Here is a 24,973-nt window from a genome sequence, read left to right as displayed (position 1 = left end):
AGCACAGGCTCAGTGAAATTGAATTCCCCGTGAAGATGCGGGGTTCCCGCGGTCAGACGGAAAGACCCTATGAACCTTTACTATAGCTTCGCCTTGGCGTTAGCGACCGTATGTGTAGGATAGGTGGGAGGCTATGAAACCGGGGCGCCAGCTCTGGTGGAGCCATCCTTGAAATACCACCCTTACTGTCGTTGACGTCTAACCGAGGGCCGTTATCCGGTCCCGGGACATGGCGTGGTGGGTAGTTTGACTGGGGCGGTCGCCTCCTAAAGTGTAACGGAGGCGCGCGATGGTGGGCTCAGACCGGTCGGAAATCGGTCGTCGAGTGCAATGGCATAAGCCCGCCTGACTGCGAGACTGACAAGTCGAGCAGAGACGAAAGTCGGCCATAGTGATCCGGTGGTCCCGCGTGGAAGGGCCATCGCTCAACGGATAAAAGGTACTCTAGGGATAACAGGCTGATTTTGCCCAAGAGTCCATATCGACGGCAAAGTTTGGCACCTCGATGTCGGCTCATCACATCCTGGGGCTGGAGCAGGTCCCAAGGGTATGGCTGTTCGCCATTTAAAGTGGTACGTGAGCTGGGTTCAGAACGTCGTGAGACAGTTTGGTCCCTATCTGCCGTGGGTGTTCGAAGCTTGAGAGGATCTGTCCCTAGTACGAGAGGACCGGGATGGACATACCTCTGGTGGACCTGTCGTGGCGCCAGCCGCGCAGCAGGGTAGCTATGTATGGAATAGATAACCGCTGAAAGCATCTAAGCGGGAAACTAACCTCAAAACAAGGCTTCGCTGAGGATCGTGGAAGACTACCACGTTGATAGGCCAGGTGTGGAAGCGCGGTGACGCGTGAAGCTTACTGGTACTAATAATCCGATCGGCTTGATCGTTTCTCAGCAAAACTCATTCGGTTCTACTTGCCGATAAATATCGCGACGATGTCTTCTCATTCTTATGTATCCGGTTGACCTGGTGGCTATGTCGGAGGTTCCCCACCCGATCCCATTTCGAACTCGGTCGTTAAGCCCTCCAGAGCCAATGGTACTTCGTCTCAAGGCGCGGGAGAGTAGGTCGCCGCCGGGTCTACCAGATACATAAGAATGTCTCCCTCGAACCCTCTTCCTTCACTTACTACCGTTTGCCGCGGGATGGAGCAGCCCGGTAGCTCGTCAGGCTCATAACCTGAAGGTCGCAGGTTCAAATCCTGCTCCCGCACCCACTATTCCCTCACACCCACCGGACGTGAGGACCAAAGATCTCAAAGCCCCGTCGCCACTGGCCTCGGGGCTTTGTGCTGTCTGGGCGTCGCCCAGGCGCAGAAGGGTGGCCGAGAAGGTGCCAAGGCCAATGGGACGGGCCTGATCGTGGGCTCCCGCAGACGGGCAGCTTGGGTCTCTCGCTTCAGCGACCGGGCAAACCGGCCGCGCGATAGTCTCGATGTCTGGATCAACAGCGCCGGACTCATGGTGCCGCCGCAGTTTGCTGAAATCGAGGATGAGCTTTCTGTTTCAGTCCGCCGATCGCGGCACCTTGCCGACCCAGGTCGCCGCGATGGCATCGAACGCGCGGCCCGGGGGCTACTATGGGCCGACGGCATGGGCGAGCTGCGGGACCGGCCTGGGCCGGCCCGCATTCCGCCCGCAGCCGAAGACCGGAAGACGGCCCGGCGTCTCTGGGAGGTGTCCGGGCAGTTGACGGGCCTCCGGATCGGCTAGGACGCCGACCGGCACCGCGCTGGCGGTGCTGATGGCCCGGCGCGACCGCTAGGCCGCGCTGACCCGCGCGCCGCCGAAGACCACGTGCTGGCGCATCTGATCGCTGAAGAGCCCGTAGAGCATGGGCAGGGCTGGTGTGGTCGCGGCGTCCAGTCTGGCCAACTGGTCATCCGTCAGCCGCAGATCGATAGCGGCGATGTTTTCCTGCAGCTGGGAAACACGGCTCACGCCGGTCAGGGTGGTGCAGACGGCCGGCCGCCCCAGTACCCAGGCGAGGGCGACCTTCGCGGGGGGTTCGCCGATCTCTGCAGCAAGGGCCTTCACGGCCTCGACGATCGACCAGTTGCGCTCGGTGAAGAGCATGTCGCCGAAGGGGTTGGCCCCGTCGAGGCGGTCGCCGCGCTCACCATCGTCGCCAGCGGCCTGATTGGGGAGACCACCGGCGCGGCTCGGCCCGGCCTCGACCGTTGCTCGGTCGTACTTGCCGCTCAGCAGGCCGTAGGCGAGCGGGCTCCATGGCACGACTCCAAGCCCGGTATCGAGCGCCAGCGGCACGTGCTCGGCCTCGATGTCGCGACTGGCCAGAGAGTAGAAGTTCTGCAGCGCGACCGGGCCCGGCAGGCCGCGCGCGGCCGCCAGAGTGACCACTCGGGCGGCATACCAGGCTGGTGTGTTCGACAGGCCCCAGTACCTGATCTTGCCCGACCTCACGAGGCCGGACATCGTTTCCAGCATCTCCTCAGGTGGTGTCACACTGTCCCAGACATGGGCCCAGTACAGGTCGATATGGTCGGTCCGCAGACGACGCAGCGATCCCTCGACGGCGTTATGCATCGCCTTGGCGCCGTTGCCGCCGGAGGATGGCCCCCGGCCCATGGCGAAGCCGGACTTGGTGGACACGACCCACCGATCCCGGTCGCCGCGCGTCGTCAGGATGTCGCCGATCATCCGCTCGCACTCACCCGAGGCGTAGACGTCGGCGGTATCGATGACGTTTCCGCCGGCCTGTGCATAGGCATCGACCACGGCCTCGGCCTCCGGCTGCGCTATACCCCAGCGCGCGACGCCAAAGGTCATGGTCCCCAGCGACAGCGGACTGACGAGCAGGCCTGAGCGGCCAAGGGGGCGGTAATGATCGAGCGGCATGACAGATCCTTTCGGGCAGATGTGCGACGAAGATGGACCAAAGCCGGGCTTCCAAGTATCGGGCTCGGCATCAGAGGCTATTGAGCAGGGCTCAACAATGGACCGGGAAACCTGGGCCGATATCGCGATCTTCGCAGGGATCGCAGAAGCAGGCAGCTTCACGCGGGCCGGCGTGCGCTTCGGGGTCTCCGCCTCGGCGCTGAGCCACAGGATGCGGGGAATGGAAGCGCGGCTCGGCGTTCGTCTGCTGAATCGCACGACGCGTAGCGTCAAGCCGACCGAGGCGGGGGAACGTCTGCTGGCCAGCCTTCGACCGGCGATCCGCGAGGTCGATGAGGCGATGACGGCCTTGGGCGCGGAGCGGGACCGACCGGCCGGGCGGGTGCGGATCACCACCCATCGCTCTGCGGCCTTCGACCTCATCCTGCCCCGGCTGGACGGTTTTGCCAGAGACTATCCCGACATCCGGGTCGAGGTGGTCGTCGACGACGGCCTGGCGGACATCGTGGCCCAGGGGTTCGACGCGGGCATCCGGCGCCGACCGTCCCTGGAGCAGGACATGATCTCGGTGCGGCTGGACGATGGCGTGCCGCTTCGGCTGGTGGCGTCGCCGGGCTACCTCGCGGCATTCGGAACGCCGCATAGGCCGCAGGACATACTCGCCCACCGCTGCCTCAGCTATCGTAGGCCGACGGCCGGGTCTCTGTACCCTTGGACCTTCGAGCGTGACGGCGAGACGTTCAGCCTGGAGCCGCCGCAGTCCTTCCTGACCAACGATATCGAGGTTCTATGCGACATGGCCCGCGCCGGTCTGGGGTTGGCCTGGATCACCGCCATCCAGGCCGCACCGCATCTGGCGTCCGGAAGTCTGGTCAGCGTGCTCGAGGACTGGGCTCCGCATCTGCCGCCGAACTACCTCTACTATGCCGGCCGGAGACACCTGCCTCCGGCTTTGCGTGTGTTTATCGACGCCATGAAAACGGCCTAGCCCCCCAAGGACATTTGGCGCGATGGCCCCAGTTTGAGTCTTGACTCTCGGCACCCTGAAAGCGGCATATAGGGGAACAGAACAGGAACATTTTGTGCCTTCGACCCCTCAGATCGCGCAGTTGAAAGCCCAGCTGGCCAGTCTGTCTCGTCCCGAGGCGGGGGGCGGGCCCGGGCGGTTCACGCTGGGATTGGACCGGGTCGATGCGTATCTGGACCCCGGACCTTGCCTCTTTTGCCTGCACGACATTCATGCCGAGACAACCGCCGATGCTGTGGTGGCCAATGCCTTTGCCTTGGGGTTGGCAAGCCGGGCGACGCGGGACAGACCGATGGCCTGGGTCGTTCAGAATCTGGGCAGCCAAGAAGCGGGGGCCCTGCATGGCCCAGGGCTTCACGAATGGGGCCTGTGCCCGGAACGCATTCTGATCGTGCGCGTCCGCGACGCCGCAGCCCTGCTGGCAGCGGGCGAGGAGGCCTTGAAGAGCGGTGCGTTGGGTGCGGTTCTGATGAGCGGATGGGGCGAGGCCAAGGCCATGACCCTGACCGCCAGCCGACGTCTGGCGCTGGCGGCACAGGCGGGGCGCAGCACAGCCTTTCTGGTTCGTGCGGCGGCAGCGGCAATGCCCAGCGCCGCCGAAACCCGCTGGTCGGTGCGCGCGGCAGTATCGAACGGGCTGGAAGCCGGTGCGCCAGGGCGACCGGCCTTCGTCGCCACCCTGACACGCAGTCGACAGGGCGCGGCACCGACCGAGTGGACGCTGGAGTGGGACCGTGAAACCCGCGCCTTCTGCGAGCCCGCGCCGGTATCTGGCCGTCTGGTTTCCGTTCCTGTCCGCCGACCGGGTCAAGAGGGAGGAGGCCAGGCAGAACTTCGCCGGGCCGGATGAGGATGAGGCCTCAAACCCCGGCATCGTGTTTGTCGAAAAGGTGCGAGGGGCCCTGAGGCTTGCGCCGATGAACGCCGAAGCCTGCGCCCTGGGGCTGACACGCGGCATGACACTGGCCGATGCCCAGGCGCGGACTTCCGGCCTGCGCACTCTGGTGCATCGCCCCGACGCCGACGCGGCGCTTCTGATCCAGGTGCTGGAGGATTTCGGGCGGTTCACCCCGATGGCCGCGACGGACGGGAACGATGGCGTGATCCTGGATGTCACAGGCTGTACCCATCTGTTCGGAGAAGAGGCGGGGATGATCCGGGCGGTAGAGGCGCGCGCGCGCCGCATCGGCCTGAACGTCCGCACCGCCTTGGCAGGCACGCCTCAGGCCGCACGCGCCGTGGTGCGCTTCGGGCGTGGTGGCGTCATCCCGACCGGGCAGGACCGCCAGGTCGTGCGGGCCCTTCCGATCGCGGCGCTTGAACGGGATGAAAAGGATCACCAGGCCCTGACGCGGGCGGGCCTGCGGACTCTGGGTGACCTGGACGACCGGCCGACCGCTCCCCTAGCCGCACGTTTCGGCACCGACCTGCCGGTCCAGCTGATGCGGATTCTGGGGCAGGAGGATGTGCGGATCACCCCCCTGCGCCCGCCCGCACCCTGTATCGTCGACCGCATCCTGTTCGAGCCCATCACCGAGACCACGGATGTTGAGGCCGTGATCAGCGACCTGCTGGCCGAGGCCGTGGTCTGGCTGGAACAGCGAAGCCTGGGCGGCCGGGCGTTCGAGGTGGCCTTTTTTCGTATCGACGGCGCGACGCGGCGGATCACGGTCCGAACGGGGCGGGCGACCCGTGATGCGTGCGCCGTGATCCGGCTGTTCAAGGAACGACTGGCGGCCCTGGCCACTCCGCTGGATCCCGGCTTCGGGTTCGATCAGCTGCGTCTGTCTGTGCCGGTGACCCAGGTCATCGCTCCGATTCAGTCGGGGTTCGAGGCCAAGCCCATCGGCAATGACGATCTCGATCGCCTGATCGACCGCCTGACCGCAAGGCTGGGTCCTGAGGCCGTGGGCCGGTTCGAGCCGGTGGAGTCGCATCTGCCCGAGCGTGCCACACGTCTGGTCTGGGCGGGGCGGCGTCGGGGGGAGGCGGCCTGGCCACCGCGGGACCCTGAGTCCCCTCCCTTGCGTCCGTTGCAGATGTTCAACCCGCCCCAACCCATCGAGACCGTCTCTCTGGCACCCGACGGCCCGCCCGCACGGTTTCGCTGGCGACGCGTCACGCACTCGATCGTGCGTGCCGAAGGGCCTGAACGGATCGGTGCCGAATGGTGGCGCAGTCCCGGTCACCGCGCCCGGGACTACTATCGCGTCGAGGACAACAAGGGGCACCGTTTCTGGGTCTTTCGCGCCGGCTTCTATGGCGAGGAGCCCGAGCCGCGGTGGTACATCCATGGCCTGTTCGCATGAGCGACATGGCCTATGCGGAGCTGGCGACAGCGAGCAATTTTTCGTTTCTGCGTGGTGCCTCGCATCCCAAGTCGCTGGTGTTGAGCGCGATCCTGCGCGGGCACACCGGTCTGGGCCTGGCGGACAGAAATACGGTGGCGGGTGTCGTTCGGGCCTGGAGTGCGCTGAAAACCCTGAGAGAAGAAGGATTGTCGCCACCGGAGAAAGTCCGCGACGGTGGTGGGCCAGGCGAGACCAGCTTCGTCGAGGATCCCATGAATGACCCGGCCTTGTCAGACATGGTCAAGGCCCGGGCACAGGGCTTTCGTCTGCTGACGGGAGCACGATTGGCCTTCAACGACGGGGCACCCGACATCATCGCCTATCCCGAAGACCGGGAGGGGTGGGGGCGGCTGACGCGGCTGCTGACCTTGGGCAACCGCAGGGCCGTGAAAGGCCAGTGCGAGATCGGCTTGGCGGACCTTCTGGCGGATCCGAAAGGGTTGCTGCTGATCGTCATGCCCGAGCGCCGGCTGGAGGATTTGCCGCCAGTCCTGAAGCGGCTGGAGGCGGCATCGCCCGGTTCGATCTGGCTGGCTGCGGCGATGTTGCGACAGGGCGATGATCGACGTCGTCTGGCGCGGTTGAGGACGATGGCCCAGGCCGCCGACGTCCCTCTGCTGGCGGTCAACGACGTGCTCTATCACGACCCGTCGGAGCGCGATCTTCAGGACTTGCTGACCTGTATCCGAGAGGGGGTGACGGTCGAGACAGCGGGGCGACGGCTGCTGGCCAATGCGGAACGGCACCTTAAAGACCCTGCCGAGATGGCCCGGCTGTTTGCGGACGCGCCCGAGGCCCTGGAACAGACGCAGATGCTGCTGGCCCGCGCCCGGTTCGACCTGAAGGACCTGAGCTACAACTATCCGCAGGAACCGACGCCGCCGGGATGGTCGTCGCAGGCCTGGCTTGAAGACCTGACCTGGCGGCACGCCCGCATCCGCTATCCCAACGGGGTGCCGGAAAAAGTCGAAGGGCTGCTGACCAAGGAGCTGGCCTTCATCGAGACCCAGAATTTCGCCCCCTATTTTCTGACCATCCACGACATCGTTCGTGTGGCGAACTCGAAGGGAATCCTGTGTCAGGGGCGGGGGTCAGCGGCCAATTCAGCCGTCTGCTATGTTCTGGGCATCACCTGCGTGGACCCGGCTGAAAACGACCTCTTGTTCGAACGCTTCCTGTCCGATCACCGGGGCGAGCCGCCCGACATCGACGTGGATTTCGAACACGAGCGGCGCGAGGAGATCATCCAGCACATCTACGCTCGCTATGGCCGTCATCGCGCCGGGATCGCCGCCACCGTAATCCGCTATCGCCCCAAGAGCGCCATCCGCGAGGTGGGCAAGGTGCTGGGTCTGACCGAGGACGTCACCGCCCGTCTTGCGGCCAGCCAATGGGGCAGCTGGGGTAGCGAAATCGGAGACAGACATGTCGAACAGGCCGGGTTGGACCCTGCCAATCCCATGATCGGGCGGGCGGTTGCGATGGCGACGCGACTACTGGGCTTTCCCCGGCACCTGTCCCAGCACGTCGGGGGTTTCATCCTGACCCAGGACCGACTGGACGAACTGGTCCCTATCGGAAATGCCGCCATGCCGGATCGGACGTTCATCGAATGGGACAAGGACGATATCGACGACCTGCGGCTGATGAAGGTCGATGTGCTGGCGCTGGGGATGCTGACCTGCATCCGAAAGGCGCTGGACCTGATGCGCGATCACGACGACGCGGACTATGAACTGCACACCATCCCGACCGAGCAGGCCGACGTGTACGACATGCTTTGCCGGGGCGACTCGATCGGCGTGTTCCAGGTCGAGAGCCGGGCACAGATCAATATGCTGCCCCGGCTGAAGCCGCGCACATTCTACGATCTGGTGATCCAGGTGGCGATTGTGCGGCCGGGCCCCATTCAGGGAGACATGGTCCATCCCTATCTGCGCCGCCGCGCGGGGGTCGAGCAGCCGGAGTATTCCAAGCCAAGCCCCGGCTATAACCAGAACGAACTACGCGAGGTCCTGCACAAGACCCTGGGCGTACCCCTTTTTCAGGAACAGGCGATGAAGGTCGCCATGGTCGCTGCCGAATTCACGCCCCGGGAAGCCAACGGTCTGCGCAAAGCCATGGGCACCTTCCGGGGCGATGGCACACTGTGGAAATACGAGGGGCGGATGGTCAACCGCATGGTCGAGCGCGGCTATGACCGCGACTTTGCCCAGCGGTGCTTCGACCAGATCAAGGGTTTTGGATCTTACGGCTTTCCCGAGAGCCATGCGGCCAGCTTCGGCAAGCTGGTCTACATCTCCTCCTTCATCAAGTGCCGCTATCCAGCCGCTTTCGCCTGCGCCCTGCTGAACTCCCAGCCGATGGGCTTCTATGCCCCGGCCCAGATCGTCAGAGACGCCCAGGAACACGGGGTCGAGATCCGGCCGATCGACGTGAATCTCAGCGACTGGGACAACACATTGGAGGGGGCTCCGGGGTCGCTGGCATTGCGGCTGGGATTTCGTCAGATCGACGGCTTTCGCGAAGACTGGGCCAGGGCCCTGATGGTCGGACGAGACAGGCCATTCGAGGGGGTCGAAACCCTGGCCCGGCGCGCGACCCTGCCTGGAGCGGCGATGCGCAAGCTGGCGGACGCGGATGCCTTCCGTTCCATCGGTCTGGAACGGCGCGAGGCCCTGTGGGCCGTGCGGCGACTGCCCGACGATGCACCCTTGCCCCTGTTTGCCGCCGCCGACGCGCGCGAACTGGGCGAGGAGGCCGATGCGCGCCTGCCCCGGATGCGACTGGGCGAACACGTCGCCGCCGATTACCAGACCACTCGCCTGTCGTTGAAGGCACACCCCATGGCGATCCTGCGGCCCATCTTTGCGGCGGAGGGGGTGCTGACCTGCGCCGAACTGGAAACCAAACGCAGCGGCACCCGGGTGCGGACAGCGGGCGTGGTTCTGGTCCGCCAGCGACCGGGCAAGGGCAATGCCATCTTCATTACCCTGGAGGACGAAACCGGTGTCACCAACCTGGTTCTGTGGGCGCGGATGTTCGAAGAGTATCGCGGCGTCGTCATGGCCGCCCGGTTGATGGGCGTCGAAGGCGTGGTCGAGAAAAGCCCGGAGGGCGTCGTGCATCTGATGGCGCACCGGGTCTTTGACCGATCGGCCGAGCTGGACCGGCTGTCCGACGGCCATAGTCCGGCAATCACGCTCAGCCGTGCCGACGAGATTCTTCGCCCCCAGTATCCCCGCCACCAGGGGCACACCCATCCCCGCAACGCCCGGATACTGCCGGGCTCGCGCGACTTCCATTGACTGGCGAACAGACGTCGCCCTCGCCGGTCATCCCTGAGTGGTCGGGATTGTGATGCCGTCCCGGCCGAAGCCGCGTCCGACGGATGCGGGACGGGCTGATCCTGCGCCAGACGAAAGCGCAACAGATGCCTGAATAATCGGATGGGAGCCGAAGATGGTGCGGGCGGTCGGAATCGAACCGACACTCCTTTCGGAACCGGATTTTGAGTCCGGCGCGTCTACCAGTTCCACCACGCCCGCACAGGCCTGTCGGCAGGGGCGCTAGGTAGCGTGGGGGTTGAGGGCAGGTCAATGCGGATTGTCCGCCCCTGCCTCTTGCGTTTCATCGCGGTGTAACGCATCTGCCAGCGGCATGACTGACCAGACTCTGCCCGACCTCGCCATCGTCTATGAACACCCGGAGTGGTTCGAACCGCTGTTCGCGGCCCTGGACCGGCACGGGGTGTCCTATGTGAAGGTGCCGCTGGCTGGGCACGGCTTCGATCCGGCGGCCAGTGCGGCACCGGCCCGGGTGGTGTTCAGCCGGGTCGCCATGTCGTCCTTCCTGCGCGATCCGGAACACCCGATCTTCTATGCCCAGAGCCTGTTCGAACACTGGCAGGGGCAGGGGACGCGGGTGGTCAATGCGTCGGCCCTGAACATCGACACCTCCAAGGCGCGGCAGATGTCGCTGATTGCGCGCCTGGGCCTGAAGGGACCGGCGACGCGGGTCGCCCACCGCCAGGCCGACATTCCGGCGGCGGCGCAGGGCCTGCGGTTCCCTGTGCTGGTCAAGGCCGACATCGGCGGGGCCGGCGCGGGCATCACCCGCTACGAGACACCCGAAAGCCTGGCCGAGGCGGCGGGCGAGAAATGGTGCCCGGTCGGCGTCAACGGCATCTCGCTGATCCAGGAGTACGCCCCGCGCCTGGGTGGAAAGATCACCCGGGTCGAGACGCTGAACGGCCGATACCTCTATGCCATCGATATCGAGAGTCCCGGCGACGCCTTCGACCTGTGCCCGGCCGATGCCTGTCTGGTGCGGCCCGGTGCGCCAACCCTGACGATGACACGGACCACGCCGTCCGATGAGATCATTGCCGCGGTCGAGCGTCTGGCCGTGGCAGCCCAGATCGAGGTCGGAGGGGTCGAATATCTGATCGACGATCGGGACGGCTCGGTGCTGTTCTACGATATCAACGGCCTGTCCAATTTCGTGGCCAATCCGGTGGCGGTCCTGGGCTTTGATCCGCACGACAACCTGGTGGAATGGCTGAAAGCCATAGTGGCTCAACAGAAGGCGAACCCGGCATGAGATACGGATACTGGGCCCCGGTCTTCGGCGGCTGGCTGCGCAATGTGCCGGACGAGCGCGAGGCGTCGTGGGAAAACATGTCGCGCCTGGTCCGCCGCTCCGAGCAGATCGGCTATGATCTGACGCTGATCGCTGAGCTGAACCTGAACGACATCAAGGGGATCGAGGCCCCGGCCCTGGACGCCTGGTCCACCACGGCGGCGCTGGCGGCGGTGACCGAGCGGATCGAGCTGATGACGGCGGTGCGGCCGAACTTTCATCAGCCCGCCCTGTTCGCCAAGGCGGCGGCCAATATCGACCGGATCTCGAACGGGCGGCTGGCGCTGAATGTCGTCTCGTCCTGGTGGGCCAAGGAGGCCGAAAGCTATGGCCTGCAGTTCGATCAGCACGACGACCGCTATGGCCGGACGCAGGAATGGCTGCAGGTTCTGTCGCGCCTGTGGACCGAGCCGCGCGTCGACTTCGAGGGGCGATACTATGCGTTGAAGGACGCTATCGTCGAACCCAAGCCGACCTCGACGCCCCAGCGCCCCCGCCCGGTCATCTATGCCGGGGGCGAGTCGGAGGCGGCCAAGACCCTGATCGCCCGCTACTGCGATGCCTATGTCATGCATGGCGATGAACCCGAGCACATTGCCGCCAAGGTCGCTGACATGAAGGCCCGGCGCGAGGCCTTTGGCCTGCCGCCCATGCAGTTCGGCATGGCAGGCTATGCCATCGTGCGCGACACCGAGAAGGAAGCGAAGGCCGAGCTGGAGCGGATTACCACCATCCCCGGCCTCGCCGACGGCAAGCCGCCTGCGGGCTTTGCCAATTTCGACCAGTGGCTGTCGGGCACCCAGCTGGAGCGGGAACTGAAGATCCGCGAATACAGCGTCTCCAACCGCGGCCTGCGCCCCGGCTTCGTCGGTACGCCCGAGACCGTCCGTGAACGGATCGAGGAATTCGAGGCGGCAGGCCTGGACCTGCTCCTGCTGCAGATGTCGCCCCAGGAGGAGGAGATGGAGCGGTTCTCGGCCCAGGTGATCCGGCCGAGCTGAGGCGCTCGGTCTAGACCGCCGCCACCGTCTGCTCGATCGCCCCGAAGATGGAGTGGTGTTTGTCGTCCAGCATCTCGATGCGGACGGTGTCACCGTGCTTCAGGAAGGGAGTCTTGGCGGCCCCGCCCAGGAGGGTCTCGACCGTGCGGATCTCGGCAATGCAGGAATAGCCCAGGCCGCCGTCGGCGACGGGCTTGCCCGGTCCTCCATCGGCATCACGGTTGGAGACGGTGCCCGAGCCGATGATGGTGCCGGCCCCCAATGGCCGGGTCTTGGCCAGATGGGCGATCAGGGTGCCGAAATCGAAGGTCATGTCGACACCGGCGTCGGCACGGCCGAAATCGGCCCCGTTCAACTGCACCGACAATGTGCCGCTCAGCTTGCCGTCCTTGAACCGGTCGCCCAGGGCGCGGGGCGTCACGAAGACGGGGGACAGAGCGCTGGATGGCTTGGACTGGACGAAGCCGAACCCCTTGGCCAGTTCGGCGGGGATCAGGTTGCGCAGGGACACGTCATTGACCAGGCCGACCAGGCGGATGTGATCCAGCGCCTCGGTCGCCGAGACGCCCTGGGGCACGTCTCCGGTCACGACCACCACCTCGGCCTCCAGGTCACAGCCCCAGGCCTCGTCGGCCAGAGGAATGGGGTCACGGGGGGCCAGGAAGCTGTCGGAGCCCCCCTGATACATCAGGGGATCGGTCCAGAAACTGGCAGGCATCTCAGCCCCGCGCGCCTTACGCACCAGTTCGACATGGTTCACATAGGCCGAGCCGTCCGCCCACTGATAGGCGCGGGGCAGGGGGCTGGCAGCCTCCCGCTCGTGGAAGCGTCCGCGGGGAACGGCACCATGTTCCAGGCTCTCCGACAGGGCCCTCAGATGCGGCTCGCATCGCTCCCAGTCGTCCAGGGCGGCCTGCAGCGTCGGGGCGATCAGGAAGGCGTCGGTGAACCAGTGCAGATCGGCCGACACGACGACCAGGCGACCGTCACGGCCATGTTTCAATGAGGCGAGTTTCATGCCGCTAGGCTAGCCCTTTCGCGGGCTGGTGCAACAGGGTGTCGGGGATCAGGGATTCCAGCCGGGCACATAGCCGGCCATGCGGAACATCATCTGGTCCAGCAGCAGCGGCAGGTCCGAGCCCGGTCCGCCGGTATTGGCCAGGGCCGCAAAGCAGAAGCCGCTTCGTGTTCGGCACATGAAGGCCGAGGTGCCGGGCAGGATGCCGGTGTGCCACCAGTTGTCGCGGTTGTTGACGGTCCAGCCATGGCCGAAGTCGGCGACGGGGAAGGGCCGGGTGGCCATGAACCGGCTGCTGTCGACCCGCAGGATGTCGGCCGTGGACTGATAGCCGTCGACCTTGACCAGAAAACGCACCAGCTCGGTCGGGCTGGCGATCCAGCCGCCGTTGGCGTCCAGCATGGGCATGTCGACGCCGTATGGGTCGCCGCCACTGGCGGCAATATAGGCGACTTCGCGGTTGCCCCGCTGGCCTGAGCCGATCCGCATGGCCTCGGCTCCACAGGGGCGCAGCACCTCGCGGCGGACCCAGGTTTCGTAGCTCTCGCCGGTCACCTGCTCGATCACCCGGCCCAGCAGGCAATAGCCGAAGTTGGAATACATCTGCCGACTGCCGGGGGCCGCGACCAGCGGGGCATAGGCCAGGGTGCGGGCAATCATCTCGTCCTGACTGACGCCGAAGTGGATCATCGTCGGATCGTTGCCGTCATTGATCCAGCCGCCACCGGTGTGGCTCATCAGATGGGCGACGGTGATGCCGTGCAGGGCCGGATACGTCGGGCCATAGCGACCTTCCAGCAATCCGCTGGGTCCGAACAGGCGCTGGCCGACGGACAACTGCCCACGATCAACCAGTCGCATGATGGCGGTGGCGGTGATCGGCTTGGACAGGCTGGCGATGCGGAACTGATGATCGGTCGTCATCCGCTGTCCGGTCAGATCAGAGATGCCGAAGGCCCCGGCATATTCCAGTCGACCGTCGCGGGCGATCGCCACCGACACGCCGGGCGCGCCGGTATTGCGCAGGAAGGCCAGCGCCTCCTGTTCGATCACATAGCGAGCGTGAGCGGGCACCTCGGCGACGGCAGCGCTGCCGGATCCCACCAGCCCCAGGGCCGTCCCGCCTCCGATCAAGGCGCGCCGGGTCGGGCTGGACACCATCAGTGGTGAGCCCCGCCGCCGTGGCTCAGATCGGGAGCACCATGTCCCTTGGGGCCCGCGGGAAGGCGCGACAGGGCGGCGCGGGCCGCCTTCAACTCCTCGATCCGCTTTCTGGGTTCCGGTGCCCAGTGGTCGTGGAAGGCGCGGACCGCCTTGGCCAGGGCCTGGGTCTGCTCATCCGCATCCATCTTGCGGGTCTTGGGGGCCTCGGGCGTGGGGGCAGGGGCGGGCGGCGTCGGGGTCGGCTGCGGAGCGGGCGACAGGCCGATCACCGTGACATGATTGAAGGCCAGGGCATTGGCCGCCGTGGCACCAGCGCTGCCTCCACAGATGCATTCGCCCGGGCGGCCTTCGTGGCCGCAAGAGCAGGCGGCCGGCGGTGCGACCGGCGCAGCAGTCGGCTTGGCGGGTGCGGGCTTGGCTTCCTCCTTGACCTCGCCCTTGATCGCCTCCTTCAGGCCCTTGACCGATCCGCCAAGGCCCGTGCCGACGATCAGGACCGGGCCCAGCAGGTCCTCGATCCGGTTCAACAAGGCCACCGCCTTGGATTTCAGTGTGTTGCTGTCGGCGCTCATGGCCGCCTGGGAGGCCGCCAGCAGGGCCTTGTGAATGGCCGCAGGCGCATCGTCGCCGTTCTGGGCGCGCCCTGCACGACGACCCTGCATATATCCGAGCGCGGCCACAGCCAGCAGTGCCAGCAGGAAGAGGACGATCAACAGGGGTTCGACGCCCAGGAAAACCGGCGGGTCGACCATTTCAAAGGCGGCCTCCGGGGCCTGAAAGTCCGATGGATAGTTGGCCACGCCCGGCTCCCCCCGAATGACAGGTCCCCATGATGGCCCAGCCGGGGGCCGGGGCCAATCAAAAGGTTAACGTCGATCGTCGAACGATAGGCTACAGCGGCGCACAGAGCACGGCGCGGGCCTCCGCCCCCTCGCGCGCTGCCGGGTCGCGAACCTCGATCTCGACCAGAATTCCGCCCGCTGGCTCATGTGCCCACAGATAGCGGCGCTCGATCTCGACCTGGCGACCGGACGGGGCGAACCCCTCGAAGGTGTCGCCCCAGGGCGTGATCCGCTTCATCTCGACCCAGGTCAGGGCGCAGGCGGCGTCCAACTCTTCGATCGCGAGGGCCGACAGCTCATCGCGCACGGATTCGGGCTTGGGGTCGGGGGTCACAGCCAACGCCGCACCCGCTGGCGATAGTCGGCATAGGCCGCTCCGAAACGGGCGGCCAGATAGCGTTCCTCGCGCGCGATCACCAGCCGGTCGACCACAAGGATGCAGGGGATCAGCAGGGCCAGGGCGAACAGGCTGTCCATGGCGACGGCAAAGCCGACATAGGCCAGGGCGAAGCCGAGATAGATCGGATTGCGGCTGAACCGGTAAAGGCCGTCGGTCGCCAGCACGGTCGACGGATGCCACGGCTCGACCCGCGTGCCCAGACGCCGGAAATGACCGGCCGCCGCACCGTCGATGACCAATCCGGCCACGATCAGCACCACCGCCACCCCTCGCCGCCACAGCGTCTCAAGCCCCAGGCCAGGATCAGGCAGCACCTGTCCCAGGCCCCAGCCGAGCAGCAGGAAGCCGAGATAGATCAGGGGAGGCGGGGCGATGACGCCGGGGACGTCCTTGGTCTGGGTCATGAGGCCGATCGCGAAAAAAGACGTGTGGTCCGGTCCTGCGGCGGGCGCAACATCACCGATGATGCGCCCGCTTCCACAGGCGATAGACGATGATCGGGGTGAAGCCGATGAACAGGGCGGCGATCAGCGACGGCCAGAAGCCGCCGCCGAGCAGATACCGCCCGGCCAGACCGGCGGCCACGCCCGCCAGTGGCGGGCCCAGCCAAGGCAGCCAGGCGGGGGGAGGCCGCCGGGACTGTCCCTCCGGTGCCTCAGGCATCGACCGTGATCACGCCGCGACGGATCTGGTCCAGTTCGATGGAATCGAACAGGGCCTGGAAGTTTCCTTCGCCGAACGCCTGGTTGCCCTTGCGCTGAATGATCTCGAAGAAGATCGGACCGAAGGTGTCCTGGGTGAAGATCTGCAGCAGCAGGCCGTCGGTGTCGGAGCCGTCGATCAGGATGCGGTTCTTGCGCATCCGCTCCACGTCGTGACCATGGCCAGGCAGGCGCTTGTCGATCAGTTCGAAATAGGTCTCGATCGTGTCCTGGAACGGAATGCCGCGACGACGCAGCTCTTCCACGGTCTCGAAGATGTCGTCGGTAGCCAGGGCGATGTGCTGGATGCCTTCGCCGTTGTACCGCTTGAGGAACTCTTCGATCTGGGAATTCTCGTCCTGGCTTTCGTTCAGCGGGATGCGGATGGCGCGGTCGGGGGCGATCATCGCCTGGCTGAACAGGCCGGTCGCCTTGCCCTTGATGTCGAAATACTTCTGTTCCTCAAAGGCGAAGACGTCGCCATAGAAGCCGGACCAGGTCCGCATCTGGCCCCGGCGGACGTTGTGGGTCAGGTGATCCAGGCAATACAGGCCGACGGCATTGGTGCGCTCGGCTTCTTCCCAGCCCTCGATCTCGTCCCAGGCCTCGTACAGCGACCCGGCCTCGCCATAGCGATCGACCAGATACAGCAGTGAGCCGCCGATCCCTTGCAGGATATAGGGATGGTCGCCCAGGGCCCCGCCATTGGCATCGCTTGCGGGACGGGCACCGCGCGCCACCGCCCCCTCGTAGGCCGCCTTGGCATCAGAGACGCGGAAGGCCATGCCATTGGCCGACGGACCGTGGTCGCGTGCGAAATCGGCGGCCTGTCCCTGCGGTGTGCGGTTGACCAGCAGGGTGATGTCTCCCTGCTTCAGGCGCACGGCGCCGGTCGTCGGATGCACATGGGTCTGGGTGAAGCCCATCAGCTCCAGTCGGCTCACCATGGCGACGGGATCCGGGCCGGTGAATTCGACGAACTCGAAGCCGTCGACGCCGAGGGGATTGTCTCGGTCCAGCTGTTGGGCGGCGGTGGGGTGGGTCGCGTCATCCATGGTCGCGTCTCCTGGAACGTGGGTGGCGGCCTGACGCCGCGCTGTGGCCCTTTACCTAGTCGGACGGCCCGCTTTCGCCAAGTCGTGGCACGGGAACGTGCATGGGCCGACGATGGAAGGCCTCGCCAAGACGGCTGGATTTGGCTAACGGCGGGGGGCCCTCCCGACGAGATGATCCATGACCACCGACCTGCACACTGACGACCATCGCCAGGGGTTCATCGCCCTGGTGGTCAGCCTGGCCGAGGCGGCGGGCCCGGACGGCATGACGCTGCGCGAAATCCGCGACCGGTTGGACGAGCGGGCCTTTGGTCTGATGATCCTGATCCTGGCCATCCCCTGCCTGGTGCCGGCGCTTTATGGCGTGCCTCAAATCGTCGGCATTCCTATCCTGTTGCTGGCGGGTCAGATGCTGGTGGGCCGCGAGGAGCCCTGGCTGCCCGAGGCGGTGCTGAAGCGCTCCGTCTCCAAGGCGTGGCTGGACCGGATGGCCGAATTCGCCGTCAAGCGCATGGGCTGGTTCGAGCGGCTGTCGCGTCCCCGGCTGGCCTTCTTTGCCCAGGGGTGGGCCGAGCGGGCGGCGGCGGCCTTCATGATCCTGGCCACCCTGACCATCGTCCTGCCCATGACCAATACGGTGCCGTCGGTGGCTCTGACTCTGCTTTCGGTCGGGCTGATCCAGCGCGACGGCCTGTTCGTGGCAGGCGGCGCCGCTGTCGCCGTCGGTTGGGCTGCGGCCTTGGCCACCGTAGCGATCGGGGTCTTCCTGGGCGCAGGATGGGCTGCGGGACTGCTGACGCACTTCACCGGTTGAGACGCATCGACGCCGGTCGCCGCGGCGGCTATGAAAGTCGTCCGATGAAACAGACCTATCGCCTCCTGACCCGCTGGTGGACCGCCTTTGCGCTGGCGATATCGCTGGCCATGCTGGGCGCGGCGCATGCCTTCGAGCGTTTTGGCGATCTGGCTCCCTGCAATCTGTGCCTCAAGCAGCGCGAGGTTTACTGGGGGGCGGTTGTCATCGCCCTGGCCGCCACGCTCTGGGCCCTGCTGAGCCGGGCCAGCCGGGGCACGCCCCGCATCGCCGCCTTCCTGCTGGCCGCCGTCTTCACCACCGGCACGATCACCGCTGTCTTCCATATGGGCGGGGAGCTGAAGTGGTGGGAACTGCCCGCGACCTGCATGGGTGGGGGCGACGTCAGCCTGGAGAGCCTGACCGCCCTGGCTTTCGGCACGGCCCCGGCAGCCAAGCCGGTCATGTGCGACGCGGTGACATGGCAATTTCTGGGGCTGTCCATGGCAGGATGGAATGCGCTGATCTCGGCTGGACTGGCCGTTTTCAGCCTGCTCGCCGCCAAACGCCCCAAGGATGCCCGTGCCCCCCGAAGCTGAGACTGCCCAAGACCATAACGACCGCGACATTCCCCTGCCGCGTCCGGGACGCGGTTCGGGACGGGCACGGCTGGCCGAGATTCTGCGCGTCGATCACGCGGGCGAGTATGGCGCGGTTCAGATCTATCGCGCCCAGGCTGCTGTCTTCAACGCCCGCAAGGGGCGCGAAACGATCACTGCCGACCTGACGGAAATGCAGGGGCAGGAGGCGGCTCACCTGGCGCGGTTCGAAGCCTTGCTGAACCGCCATCGCGTGCGGCCGACGCTGTTGCTGCCTGCCTGGCGACTGGCGGCCCAGGCCCTGGGTGCCGGCACGGCTCTGATGGGCGAGAAGGCCGCCCACGCCTGCACCGAGGCGGTCGAGAGCGTGATCGAGAAACACTATGCCGATCAGATCGCCGAACTGGCCGAGCGCGACCCGGAACTGGCCGCCGAGCTGAAACAGTTCCGCGACGAGGAACTGGCCCATCACGACCACGCCATCGACCACGGCAGCCGTGAGGCCCCCGGTTACCGCCTGCTGAGCGCCGTCATCAAGGCGGGCTGCAAGGCGGCCATCAAGGTCAGCGAGCGAGTTTAAGTCTTCTCCCGCTCATCGGCGTTGCCGACAGGGAGGAGACGGTATCAAGCTGCCCGGCGACGACGGCCTTCGACCTTCTTGGGGGCGGCGTCGAACAGGTCGGCGAGGTTTTCGATCATCGCTCCGGCCAGCTGCTCGACATCGACCAGGGTGACGGCACGGCGGTACCAGCGCGTCACGTCGTGGCCGATGCCGATGGCGATCAACTCGACCGGCGACCGTTCCTCGATCTCAGCGATGACCTGGCGCAGGTGTTTGTCCAGATAGAGGGCCGCATTGGCAGACTGGGTTGAATCATCAACCGGTGAGCCGTCCGAGATGACCATCAGGATCTGGCGCGCCTCGGGCCGGGCCCGCAGCCGCTCGTGCGCCCAGGTCAGGGCTTCGCCGTCGATGTTTTCCTTCAACAGGCCTTCGCGCATCATCAGGCCCAGATTCTTCTTGGCCCGGCGCCATGGGGCGTCGGCAGACTTGTAGATGATGTGCCGCAGGTCGTTCAGGCGGCCGGGCATGGCGGGCTTGCCGGCGGTGATCCAGGCCTCGCGCGACTGGCCGCCCTTCCAGGCGCGGGTGGTGAAGCCCAGGATCTCGACCTTGACGCCGCACCGTTCCAGGGTGCGCGCCAGGATGTCCGCACAGACGGCGGCCACCATGATCGGCCGCCCGCGCATGGAGCCGGAATTGTCCAGCAACAGGGTCACCACCGTGTCGCGGAAAGGGCTTTCGCTTTCGGCCTTGAACGACAGGGGGCTGGTCGGATCGGTGATGATCCGGGTCAGGCGCGCCGTGTCCAGAACCCCTTCTTCCAGGTCGAAATGCCAGGAACGGTTCTGCTGGGCCATCAGGCGGCGTTGCAGCTTGTTGGCCAGGCGCGCGACGACGGAGGATAGCAGGCTGAGCTGCTGGTCCAGCAGGGCGCGCAGGCGATCCAGCTCCATCGGATCGCACAGATCCGCTGCGTCCACGACCTCGTCGAAGGCGGTGGTGAAGACGCGGTAGGCATCCACCGCCCGGCCGTCGTCCTGGGTCGCCTGGCGGTTTGGCAGAGCCCCTTCGTTCAGGTCGGGACCGTCGTCCGCCGCTTCGCCGTCGCGCTCGGCAGGCTGGCCGTCGGGGCGGCTTTCACGTTCCTGCTCGGCCGCGGAATCCTCTGACGAGCCTTCCATGGACTGGCCGCCTTCGCCGCCGGCGTCGTCCTCCTGCTCGTCCTGGTCTTCGCTGGGGTCGGGTTCCTGAGGGTCGGGCTCGTCCTGTCCCTCGTCCTCGGAGGTATCGTCGCCCCGCCCGTCGCCGGGGTCCAGGTCCAGCGCGCGCAACACCTCGCGCAGCCGTTCGGCAAACAGGGCTTGATCGCCCGCCACCTGCGCCAGGGCGTCCAGGCGGGCACCGGCCTTGCCCTCGATCCCGGCCCGGACCAGATCGACCATGGGCCGCGCGGCCTCGGGCACCGGTTCGCCCGTGACACGCTCGGCCAGCAGCAGGGCCACGGCCTCGGCCACAGGGACGCGGTCGGGCTCCAGATTGCGCAGGGCTCCCGAGCGCTCCAGCCGGGTGACGAGGGCCGCGTTCATATTGGCGCGCACGCCCGCCAGGGACGCCGAGCCGACAGCCTCGATCCGGGCCTGTTCGACAGCCTCGAACACCTCGGCAGCGCGGGTATCAGCGGGCTTCAGCCGGGCATGAACCGCTGTGTCGTGGTTGGCCAGGCGCAAGGCCAGCCGGTCGGCCTGACCGCGCAGGATCGCATGGTCGGACCCCGTCGCATTGCGAAGCGGATGCGGCAGGGTCAGCACGCCGTTGGACAGCTTGGGCCCGTCGGCGGCAAACACCACTTCCAGCTCGGCCTGTTCGGCCAATGCCCGTGCGGCGTGCGACAGCGCGCGCTTTAAGACGTCTGCGGGAGTTTCAGGGGCGGACATGGCCCCTCGATATCCGGTCTTGGTGCTCGCGAGAAGCGGCGATCAGAGCGGCAGATAGTTCCGCTGGCGGCTATAGCTCATGGTGCCGACATTGGCCCCCAGCCGCAGACCGACGCCAGTGCGGATCGGAGCCAGGATGATGCCGTCCGCCTGCTGGTAGTTCACGCCCACGCCGCCGACGAAATAGGCCGTGCCCTCGACGCCCGGGAAGCGGCGATAGATCATGTCGGGGTGGTTCAGCCCATAGACCAGGGTGAAGACCCGGCTGCCGTTGCCGCCCACGTCCCAGCCGATCGAGATCCCCTGCCAGAAGACTTCCTTGGAGGCGGAGAAGTCCTTCATGTGCAGGGCACCCACGCCGTAACGCAGGCCGACGCCGACCGCGCCGGATGCCTCTTCACCCGCAATATAGGCGGTCGGTCGGTCGCCGTTGTCGGCAAAGATTCGCTCGATCGCGCCGCCGATGGCCTCTGCGGCGATGCCCAGTTCGCGCGAACCGGCCGCGATCAGCTCGTCGGCCGTATAGGCCGGGGCCGTGTTGTCGGACGATATCGGATAGTTGGGGTCGGCAGGGGCGCGCGGCCCGCTGGCGCAGGCCGTCAGGGCCGAGCCTGCCGTCGTGGCGGCAATGCCGGACAGAATGAGTTGGCGGCGATGCATGTGTGGGCTCCGGACGGAACGATTCGACGGGACCCGGCAAGCGCGGGCGGATGGTTCAGCGTCGCCGGGCTTTGCGTCAGACTTGGGGCGACGAAGTTAACGACCCCTTACCGTCCGCCAATTCAGTCGCAGACCGTGTTCAGATTTGAGGGCACGATCGACGGCGACATATAGACGAAGCTGCTTGTCTCGCCCGGCTGAAGGTAGAAGCTGGATTCAAGACCCGTGCTCCAGGTCAGTGTCGCGCTCATCGCGGTGTCGGCGTAGTTGCGCAGGCGGGCATAGGTCTGATTGTTGACGCGGCCGAACTCCATCAGGCCAGGGCAATAGTCGGTGCCGATCGACTCCTGGTGATGCTCGTCGTCCCACCAGCTGCCGTTTTCCAGCTCCATGCTGTCGGACAGCATGACGAGGCCGGACGTCAGTTCTACACAGCCGCACAGCAAGGTCGCGACTGCCAAGGCCCCCATCGTCTTCAGTCGCACGGCCTTCTCCCCTTCGCCTTTTGACGAAGTTGATCTGAGCCAAGCGTGACCGTCAATCCAGGGACCGGTGGTATCAGGTCCGGTCAGGTTCGCAGCTGGCCACCGGCCTTGGCGGCCGCCGCAACGATACGGGCCGACAGGGCCTCGATTTCGGCCTCGGTCAGGGTGGCCTCTCGCGGCTGGATGACGACTTCCAGCGCGATCGACTTGAACCCGTCGGCTATGCCCGTGCCGCGATAGACGTCGAAGACGCGGACATCGGCGATCAGGGCCTTGTCCGCACCGGCCACAGCCTTGACCAGATCGCCCGCCGCCCGGCCATCCTCGACCACAAAGGCGAAGTCCCGGGTCAGGGGCATCAGATTGGGCAGGGTGGCGGGGCCGCGGGTCTTGGTCTTCTGGCCGCGCGGCTCGGGCACGGCGTCCAGCACGATCTCGAAGGCGAGCATCGGTCCGTCGACGTCGAGTGCCTTCAGCACACGAGGATGCAGGGAGCCGAACTCGGCCACCACGGTCTTGGGCCCCAGTTGCAGCCGGGCGGAGCGACCCGGGTGCCACCAATCGCGATTGGACCCCTGGACCAGTTGCAGCGAGGCGACCGGTGCACCGATTTCGGTCAGCAGGGCCATCAGGTCCGACTTCAGACCCGAAAGGGTGTCCTCAGCCTTGCCGCTCCAGTGACGCGCAGCATGGGGGGCGATCAAGCCCGCGATGACGGTGCGCTGGTCGCCCGGTCCGTCTCCCAGATAGATCGGACCGATCTCGAACAGGGCCACGTCCGGGTGGCCCCGTGCCGCATTGCGGCCCGCCGCCTGGATCAGGTTGGGCAGGACCGAAGGCCGCATGCAGTCCAGGTCCGAAGCGATCGGGTTCTGAAGCACCAGCCGCTGGTCCCCGCCGCCGAAAAGGGCAGCGATCGCTTGGCGGGTGAAGGACCAGGTGACGGCTTCGGCATAGCCCAGGGCCGCCAAGGCCCGCCGGGCCGTCCGAACACGGCTTTGACGCGGGTTCAGCACGCCGCGCGACGGGGCCCCCAGATCGGGCAGGGGCGTGGTCGGCAGGGCGTCGAACCCTTCGATCCGGGCCACTTCCTCAACCAGGTCGGCGGCCCCCTCGACATCGCGTCGCCACGACGGCGGGGTGACGGTCCAGGGGCTGCCGAGCTCGATCGCGAAACCCAGGGCCGTCAGGATATCGGCGATCCTGTCCTCGCTCAGGTTCAGGCCCGTCAGGCGCGCCACTTGCGTGGGGTCGAAGGCCACGGAGGCGGGCAGGGCCGGGGCCTGCCCGGCCAGGACGATCTCGGAAGGTTGGCCGCCGCACAGGTCAAGGATCAGCCGCGTGGCCAATTCCAGGCCGGGCACGACCGAGGCTGTGTCCACGCCGCGCGCAAAACGATACTGGGCGTCCGAGTTGATCGTCAGCGCCCGGCCCGTCTGAGCTGTGGCGATCGGGTCGAACCAGGCGCTTTCAAGAAAGACATCGGTGGTGGCGTCGGAACAGCCGGTGCTCTCGCCTCCCATGACGCCGCCCAGGCCAATCGGCCGCTCACCGCCCGCATCGGCGATGACCGCCATCTCGGGACCGACCGCATAGGTCTTGCCGTCCAGGGCGATCAGGTGTTCCGGCTCTCCGGTCTCTGCCGAGGCCTGACCGCCGCGCACCACGATCTCTGTCCCCACCAGGGTGTTGGCGTCATAGACGTGCAGGGGACGAGCGCGGTCATAGGCGATCAGATTGGTCACATCGACCAGCCGGTTGATCGAGCGCAGGCCGATGGAGGCCAGGCGGGTCTGCAGCCAGGCCGGCGACGGGCCGTTGCTGACCCCGCGGATCAGGCGACCGGCAAAGATCGGGCACAGGTCCGGCGCCTCGATCCGCACCTGGATCGGGCAGTCGAACGCCCCGTGCACCTTCGCGATCTCATAATCCTTGAAGGTGCCGAGACCGGTGGCAGCCAGATCGCGAGCAATCCCGGTGACGCCCAGCCAATCGGGCCGGTTCGGTGTGACCTCGAAATCGATCACCGGATCGGCCCCAAAGACCTGCGCGGCCGGGGTGCCGACCGGAATGGCGTCCGGCAGGTCCAGGATGCCATCGCTCTCGCCAGGCAGCTCCAGTTCGGAGGCCGAGCAGAGCATGCCGTTGGACACGATCCCGCGGACGGGCTTCTCGACCAGCGTCACGCCCAGGCCCGGCACATAGGCTCCGATGGGGGCATAGATGGTGACCAGACCGGCGCGGGCATTGGGTGCGCCGCAGACGATCTCCTTCATCCCGTCGACGGTCTCGACCTGACAGACGCGCAGGCGGTCTGCGTTCGGATGCTGGACGGCCTCCACGATACGGGCGACCGAAAACGGGGCCAGGGCCACGGTGGGGTCGGTGACGTGCTCGACCTCCAGCCCGGCCATCGTCATGGCATCGGCCACGGCAGCCGCATCGGCCGTCGTGTCGAGGTGGTTCTTCAGCCAGGAAAGCGTGAACTTCACGCGGCGCCTCCCCGCGAGCGGACGTCGCGCTGGAAACTGGTCAGGAATTCGTCGTTGCCGGTGAATCCGATCGCATAGAACCGGCAGCCGATGAATCGGCAGTCCTTCAGCGGGATGGCTCCGACGACCTTTTGCGGTCCGACAGGCTTGAGCAGCAGGTTGCGGACGTCGCCCCCCGACGGGCCCATGTCGCAGTCGTCAAACAGCACGCCGCCGGCAGCCAGAAGCACGGCGGGGCCTTGCAGCACGCAGCGGTTGAAGGTGCGGCCCTCAATGATCGTCGTGCCCTTGGCCGCCAGCACCATGAACAGGTCGTGGATTGAGATGACCTGTTCGAAATAGGTCGGGCTGTCGGCCGGTATGGCGGGCAGGGCATTGGTCATGG

Annotated in this window: 22 protein-coding genes, 2 tRNA genes and 2 rRNA genes (1 of these 26 running past the window's edge); 12 read left to right on the top strand and 14 right to left on the bottom strand. The window is 66.4% G+C overall.

Annotation, left to right across the window (positions count from 1 at the left end; genetic code table 11):
• From JIP62_RS07645 to JIP62_RS07635, 3 genes are all read left to right on the top strand, one after another.
• Positions 1 to 889, top strand: a 23S ribosomal RNA gene (locus JIP62_RS07645); it begins 1,899 nt to the left of the window's first position.
• 78 nt (positions 890 to 967) lie between these two features.
• A 5S ribosomal RNA gene (rrf, locus tag JIP62_RS07640) occupies positions 968 to 1,082 on the top strand.
• Between the two features lie 59 nt (positions 1,083 to 1,141).
• Positions 1,142 to 1,218, top strand: a tRNA-Met gene (locus JIP62_RS07635).
• A 544-nt stretch (positions 1,219 to 1,762) separates the two neighbouring features.
• On the opposite strand, the gene JIP62_RS07630 is transcribed toward JIP62_RS07635, so the two are convergent.
• Complete coding sequence (locus JIP62_RS07630) at positions 1,763 to 2,860, bottom strand: aldo/keto reductase (RefSeq protein ID WP_201101434.1); 1,098 nt, start codon at positions 2,858 to 2,860, stop codon at positions 1,763 to 1,765.
• 97 nt (positions 2,861 to 2,957) lie between these two features.
• On the opposite strand from JIP62_RS07630, the gene JIP62_RS07625 reads away from it, so the two are divergent.
• From JIP62_RS07625 to JIP62_RS07610, 4 genes are all read left to right on the top strand, one after another.
• Complete coding sequence (locus tag JIP62_RS07625) at positions 2,958 to 3,848, top strand: LysR family transcriptional regulator (protein WP_201101432.1); 891 nt, start codon at positions 2,958 to 2,960, stop codon at positions 3,846 to 3,848.
• A 94-nt stretch (positions 3,849 to 3,942) separates the two neighbouring features.
• Positions 3,943 to 4,737: an ImuA family protein gene (locus tag JIP62_RS07620; RefSeq protein WP_201101431.1), complete on the top strand. Its 795-nt coding sequence runs from the start codon at positions 3,943 to 3,945 to the stop codon at positions 4,735 to 4,737.
• Positions 4,622 to 6,196, top strand: coding sequence for a Y-family DNA polymerase (locus tag JIP62_RS07615; protein ID WP_230974685.1), 1,575 nt, complete (start codon positions 4,622 to 4,624; stop codon positions 6,194 to 6,196). Before JIP62_RS07620 ends, JIP62_RS07615 begins: the two co-directional genes overlap by 116 nt.
• Positions 6,193 to 9,546 carry an error-prone DNA polymerase gene (locus JIP62_RS07610; protein WP_201101429.1) on the top strand — a complete coding sequence of 1,118 codons (3,354 nt, stop codon included), beginning with the start codon at positions 6,193 to 6,195 and terminating at the stop codon, positions 9,544 to 9,546. Before JIP62_RS07615 ends, JIP62_RS07610 begins: the two co-directional genes overlap by 4 nt.
• Positions 9,547 to 9,701: 155 nt before the next feature.
• Here the strand turns inward: JIP62_RS07610 and JIP62_RS07605 are convergent.
• Positions 9,702 to 9,786, bottom strand: a tRNA-Leu gene (locus JIP62_RS07605).
• Between the two features lie 112 nt (positions 9,787 to 9,898).
• On the opposite strand from JIP62_RS07605, the gene JIP62_RS07600 reads away from it, so the two are divergent.
• The gene (locus JIP62_RS07600) at positions 9,899 to 10,840 is read left to right on the top strand and encodes an ATP-grasp domain-containing protein (RefSeq protein WP_201101427.1); all 942 of its coding nucleotides are present in this window, start codon (positions 9,899 to 9,901) and stop codon (positions 10,838 to 10,840) included.
• A complete protein-coding gene (locus JIP62_RS07595; RefSeq protein ID WP_201101425.1) occupies positions 10,837 to 11,880 on the top strand; it encodes an LLM class flavin-dependent oxidoreductase in 1,044 nt (347 codons plus the stop codon). The genes JIP62_RS07600 and JIP62_RS07595 overlap by 4 nt, the downstream gene beginning before the upstream one ends.
• 10 nt (positions 11,881 to 11,890) lie before the next feature.
• Here JIP62_RS07595 and JIP62_RS07590 read toward each other — a convergent pair whose 3' ends face one another.
• The 7 genes from JIP62_RS07590 to hppD all read right to left on the bottom strand — a co-directional run bounded on the left by JIP62_RS07590 (position 11,891) and on the right by hppD (position 17,060).
• On the bottom strand, positions 11,891 to 12,898 hold the full coding sequence (locus JIP62_RS07590; RefSeq protein ID WP_201101423.1) for a fumarylacetoacetate hydrolase family protein: 1,008 nt from the start codon (positions 12,896 to 12,898) through the stop codon (positions 11,891 to 11,893).
• A gap of 48 nt (positions 12,899 to 12,946) precedes the next feature.
• Positions 12,947 to 14,059, bottom strand: coding sequence for a serine hydrolase domain-containing protein (locus JIP62_RS07585; protein WP_201101421.1), 1,113 nt, complete (start codon positions 14,057 to 14,059; stop codon positions 12,947 to 12,949).
• Positions 14,059 to 14,862 carry a hypothetical protein gene (locus JIP62_RS07580; RefSeq protein WP_201101420.1) on the bottom strand — a complete coding sequence of 268 codons (804 nt, stop codon included), beginning with the start codon at positions 14,860 to 14,862 and terminating at the stop codon, positions 14,059 to 14,061. The genes JIP62_RS07585 and JIP62_RS07580 overlap by 1 nt, the downstream gene beginning before the upstream one ends.
• 91 nt (positions 14,863 to 14,953) lie before the next feature.
• Positions 14,954 to 15,238 carry a hypothetical protein gene (locus JIP62_RS07575; protein ID WP_330999967.1) on the bottom strand — a complete coding sequence of 95 codons (285 nt, stop codon included), beginning with the start codon at positions 15,236 to 15,238 and terminating at the stop codon, positions 14,954 to 14,956.
• Positions 15,235 to 15,708, bottom strand: a complete 474-nt coding sequence (locus tag JIP62_RS07570) for a methyltransferase family protein (RefSeq protein ID WP_201101416.1) — start codon at positions 15,706 to 15,708, stop codon at positions 15,235 to 15,237. The genes JIP62_RS07575 and JIP62_RS07570 overlap by 4 nt, the downstream gene beginning before the upstream one ends.
• Positions 15,709 to 15,760: 52 nt before the next feature.
• A complete protein-coding gene (locus JIP62_RS07565) occupies positions 15,761 to 15,967 on the bottom strand; it encodes a hypothetical protein (RefSeq protein WP_201101414.1) in 207 nt (68 codons plus the stop codon).
• Positions 15,960 to 17,060, bottom strand: a complete 1,101-nt coding sequence (gene hppD, locus JIP62_RS07560; RefSeq protein ID WP_201101412.1) for a 4-hydroxyphenylpyruvate dioxygenase — start codon at positions 17,058 to 17,060, stop codon at positions 15,960 to 15,962. Before hppD ends, JIP62_RS07565 begins: the two co-directional genes overlap by 8 nt.
• 178 nt (positions 17,061 to 17,238) lie before the next feature.
• Between hppD and JIP62_RS07555 the strand changes: the two genes are divergently transcribed.
• Genes JIP62_RS07555 through JIP62_RS07545 form a run of 3 tightly spaced genes read left to right on the top strand, consistent with a single transcriptional unit; the run spans position 17,239 to position 19,032 of the window.
• Positions 17,239 to 17,874, top strand: coding sequence for an exopolysaccharide biosynthesis protein (locus tag JIP62_RS07555; RefSeq protein WP_201101410.1), 636 nt, complete (start codon positions 17,239 to 17,241; stop codon positions 17,872 to 17,874).
• Positions 17,875 to 17,918: 44 nt separating this feature from the next.
• Positions 17,919 to 18,452 (top strand): disulfide bond formation protein B, encoded by a 534-nt coding sequence (locus JIP62_RS07550; protein WP_201101408.1) that lies wholly within the window; start codon positions 17,919 to 17,921, stop codon positions 18,450 to 18,452.
• A complete protein-coding gene (locus tag JIP62_RS07545) occupies positions 18,430 to 19,032 on the top strand; it encodes a demethoxyubiquinone hydroxylase family protein (RefSeq protein ID WP_201101406.1) in 603 nt (200 codons plus the stop codon). Before JIP62_RS07550 ends, JIP62_RS07545 begins: the two co-directional genes overlap by 23 nt.
• Before the next feature lie 44 nt (positions 19,033 to 19,076).
• Here JIP62_RS07545 and cobT read toward each other — a convergent pair whose 3' ends face one another.
• The 5 genes from cobT to JIP62_RS07520 all read right to left on the bottom strand — a co-directional run bounded on the left by cobT (position 19,077) and on the right by JIP62_RS07520 (position 24,971).
• Positions 19,077 to 20,951 carry a cobaltochelatase subunit CobT gene (gene cobT / locus JIP62_RS07540; protein WP_201104427.1) on the bottom strand — a complete coding sequence of 625 codons (1,875 nt, stop codon included), beginning with the start codon at positions 20,949 to 20,951 and terminating at the stop codon, positions 19,077 to 19,079.
• 42 nt (positions 20,952 to 20,993) lie between these two features.
• Positions 20,994 to 21,611, bottom strand: a complete 618-nt coding sequence (locus JIP62_RS07535) for a DUF1134 domain-containing protein (protein ID WP_201104426.1) — start codon at positions 21,609 to 21,611, stop codon at positions 20,994 to 20,996.
• 122 nt (positions 21,612 to 21,733) lie between these two features.
• Positions 21,734 to 22,096, bottom strand: a complete 363-nt coding sequence (locus tag JIP62_RS07530) for a hypothetical protein (RefSeq protein WP_201104425.1) — start codon at positions 22,094 to 22,096, stop codon at positions 21,734 to 21,736.
• Positions 22,097 to 22,179: 83 nt separating this feature from the next.
• The gene (gene pheT / locus JIP62_RS07525; protein ID WP_201104424.1) at positions 22,180 to 24,588 is read right to left on the bottom strand and encodes a phenylalanine--tRNA ligase subunit beta; all 2,409 of its coding nucleotides are present in this window, start codon (positions 24,586 to 24,588) and stop codon (positions 22,180 to 22,182) included.
• The gene (locus JIP62_RS07520; RefSeq protein ID WP_201104423.1) at positions 24,585 to 24,971 is read right to left on the bottom strand and encodes a hypothetical protein; all 387 of its coding nucleotides are present in this window, start codon (positions 24,969 to 24,971) and stop codon (positions 24,585 to 24,587) included. The genes pheT and JIP62_RS07520 overlap by 4 nt, the downstream gene beginning before the upstream one ends.
• Positions 24,972 to 24,973: the final 2 nt, after the last annotated feature.

This window comes from Brevundimonas vitisensis, from assembly GCF_016656965.1.
Classification (GTDB): Bacteria; Pseudomonadota; Alphaproteobacteria; order Caulobacterales; family Caulobacteraceae; genus Brevundimonas; species Brevundimonas vitisensis.
Note: the sequence above shows the minus strand (reverse complement) of the source record. Positions and strands in the feature narration are given on the sequence as shown.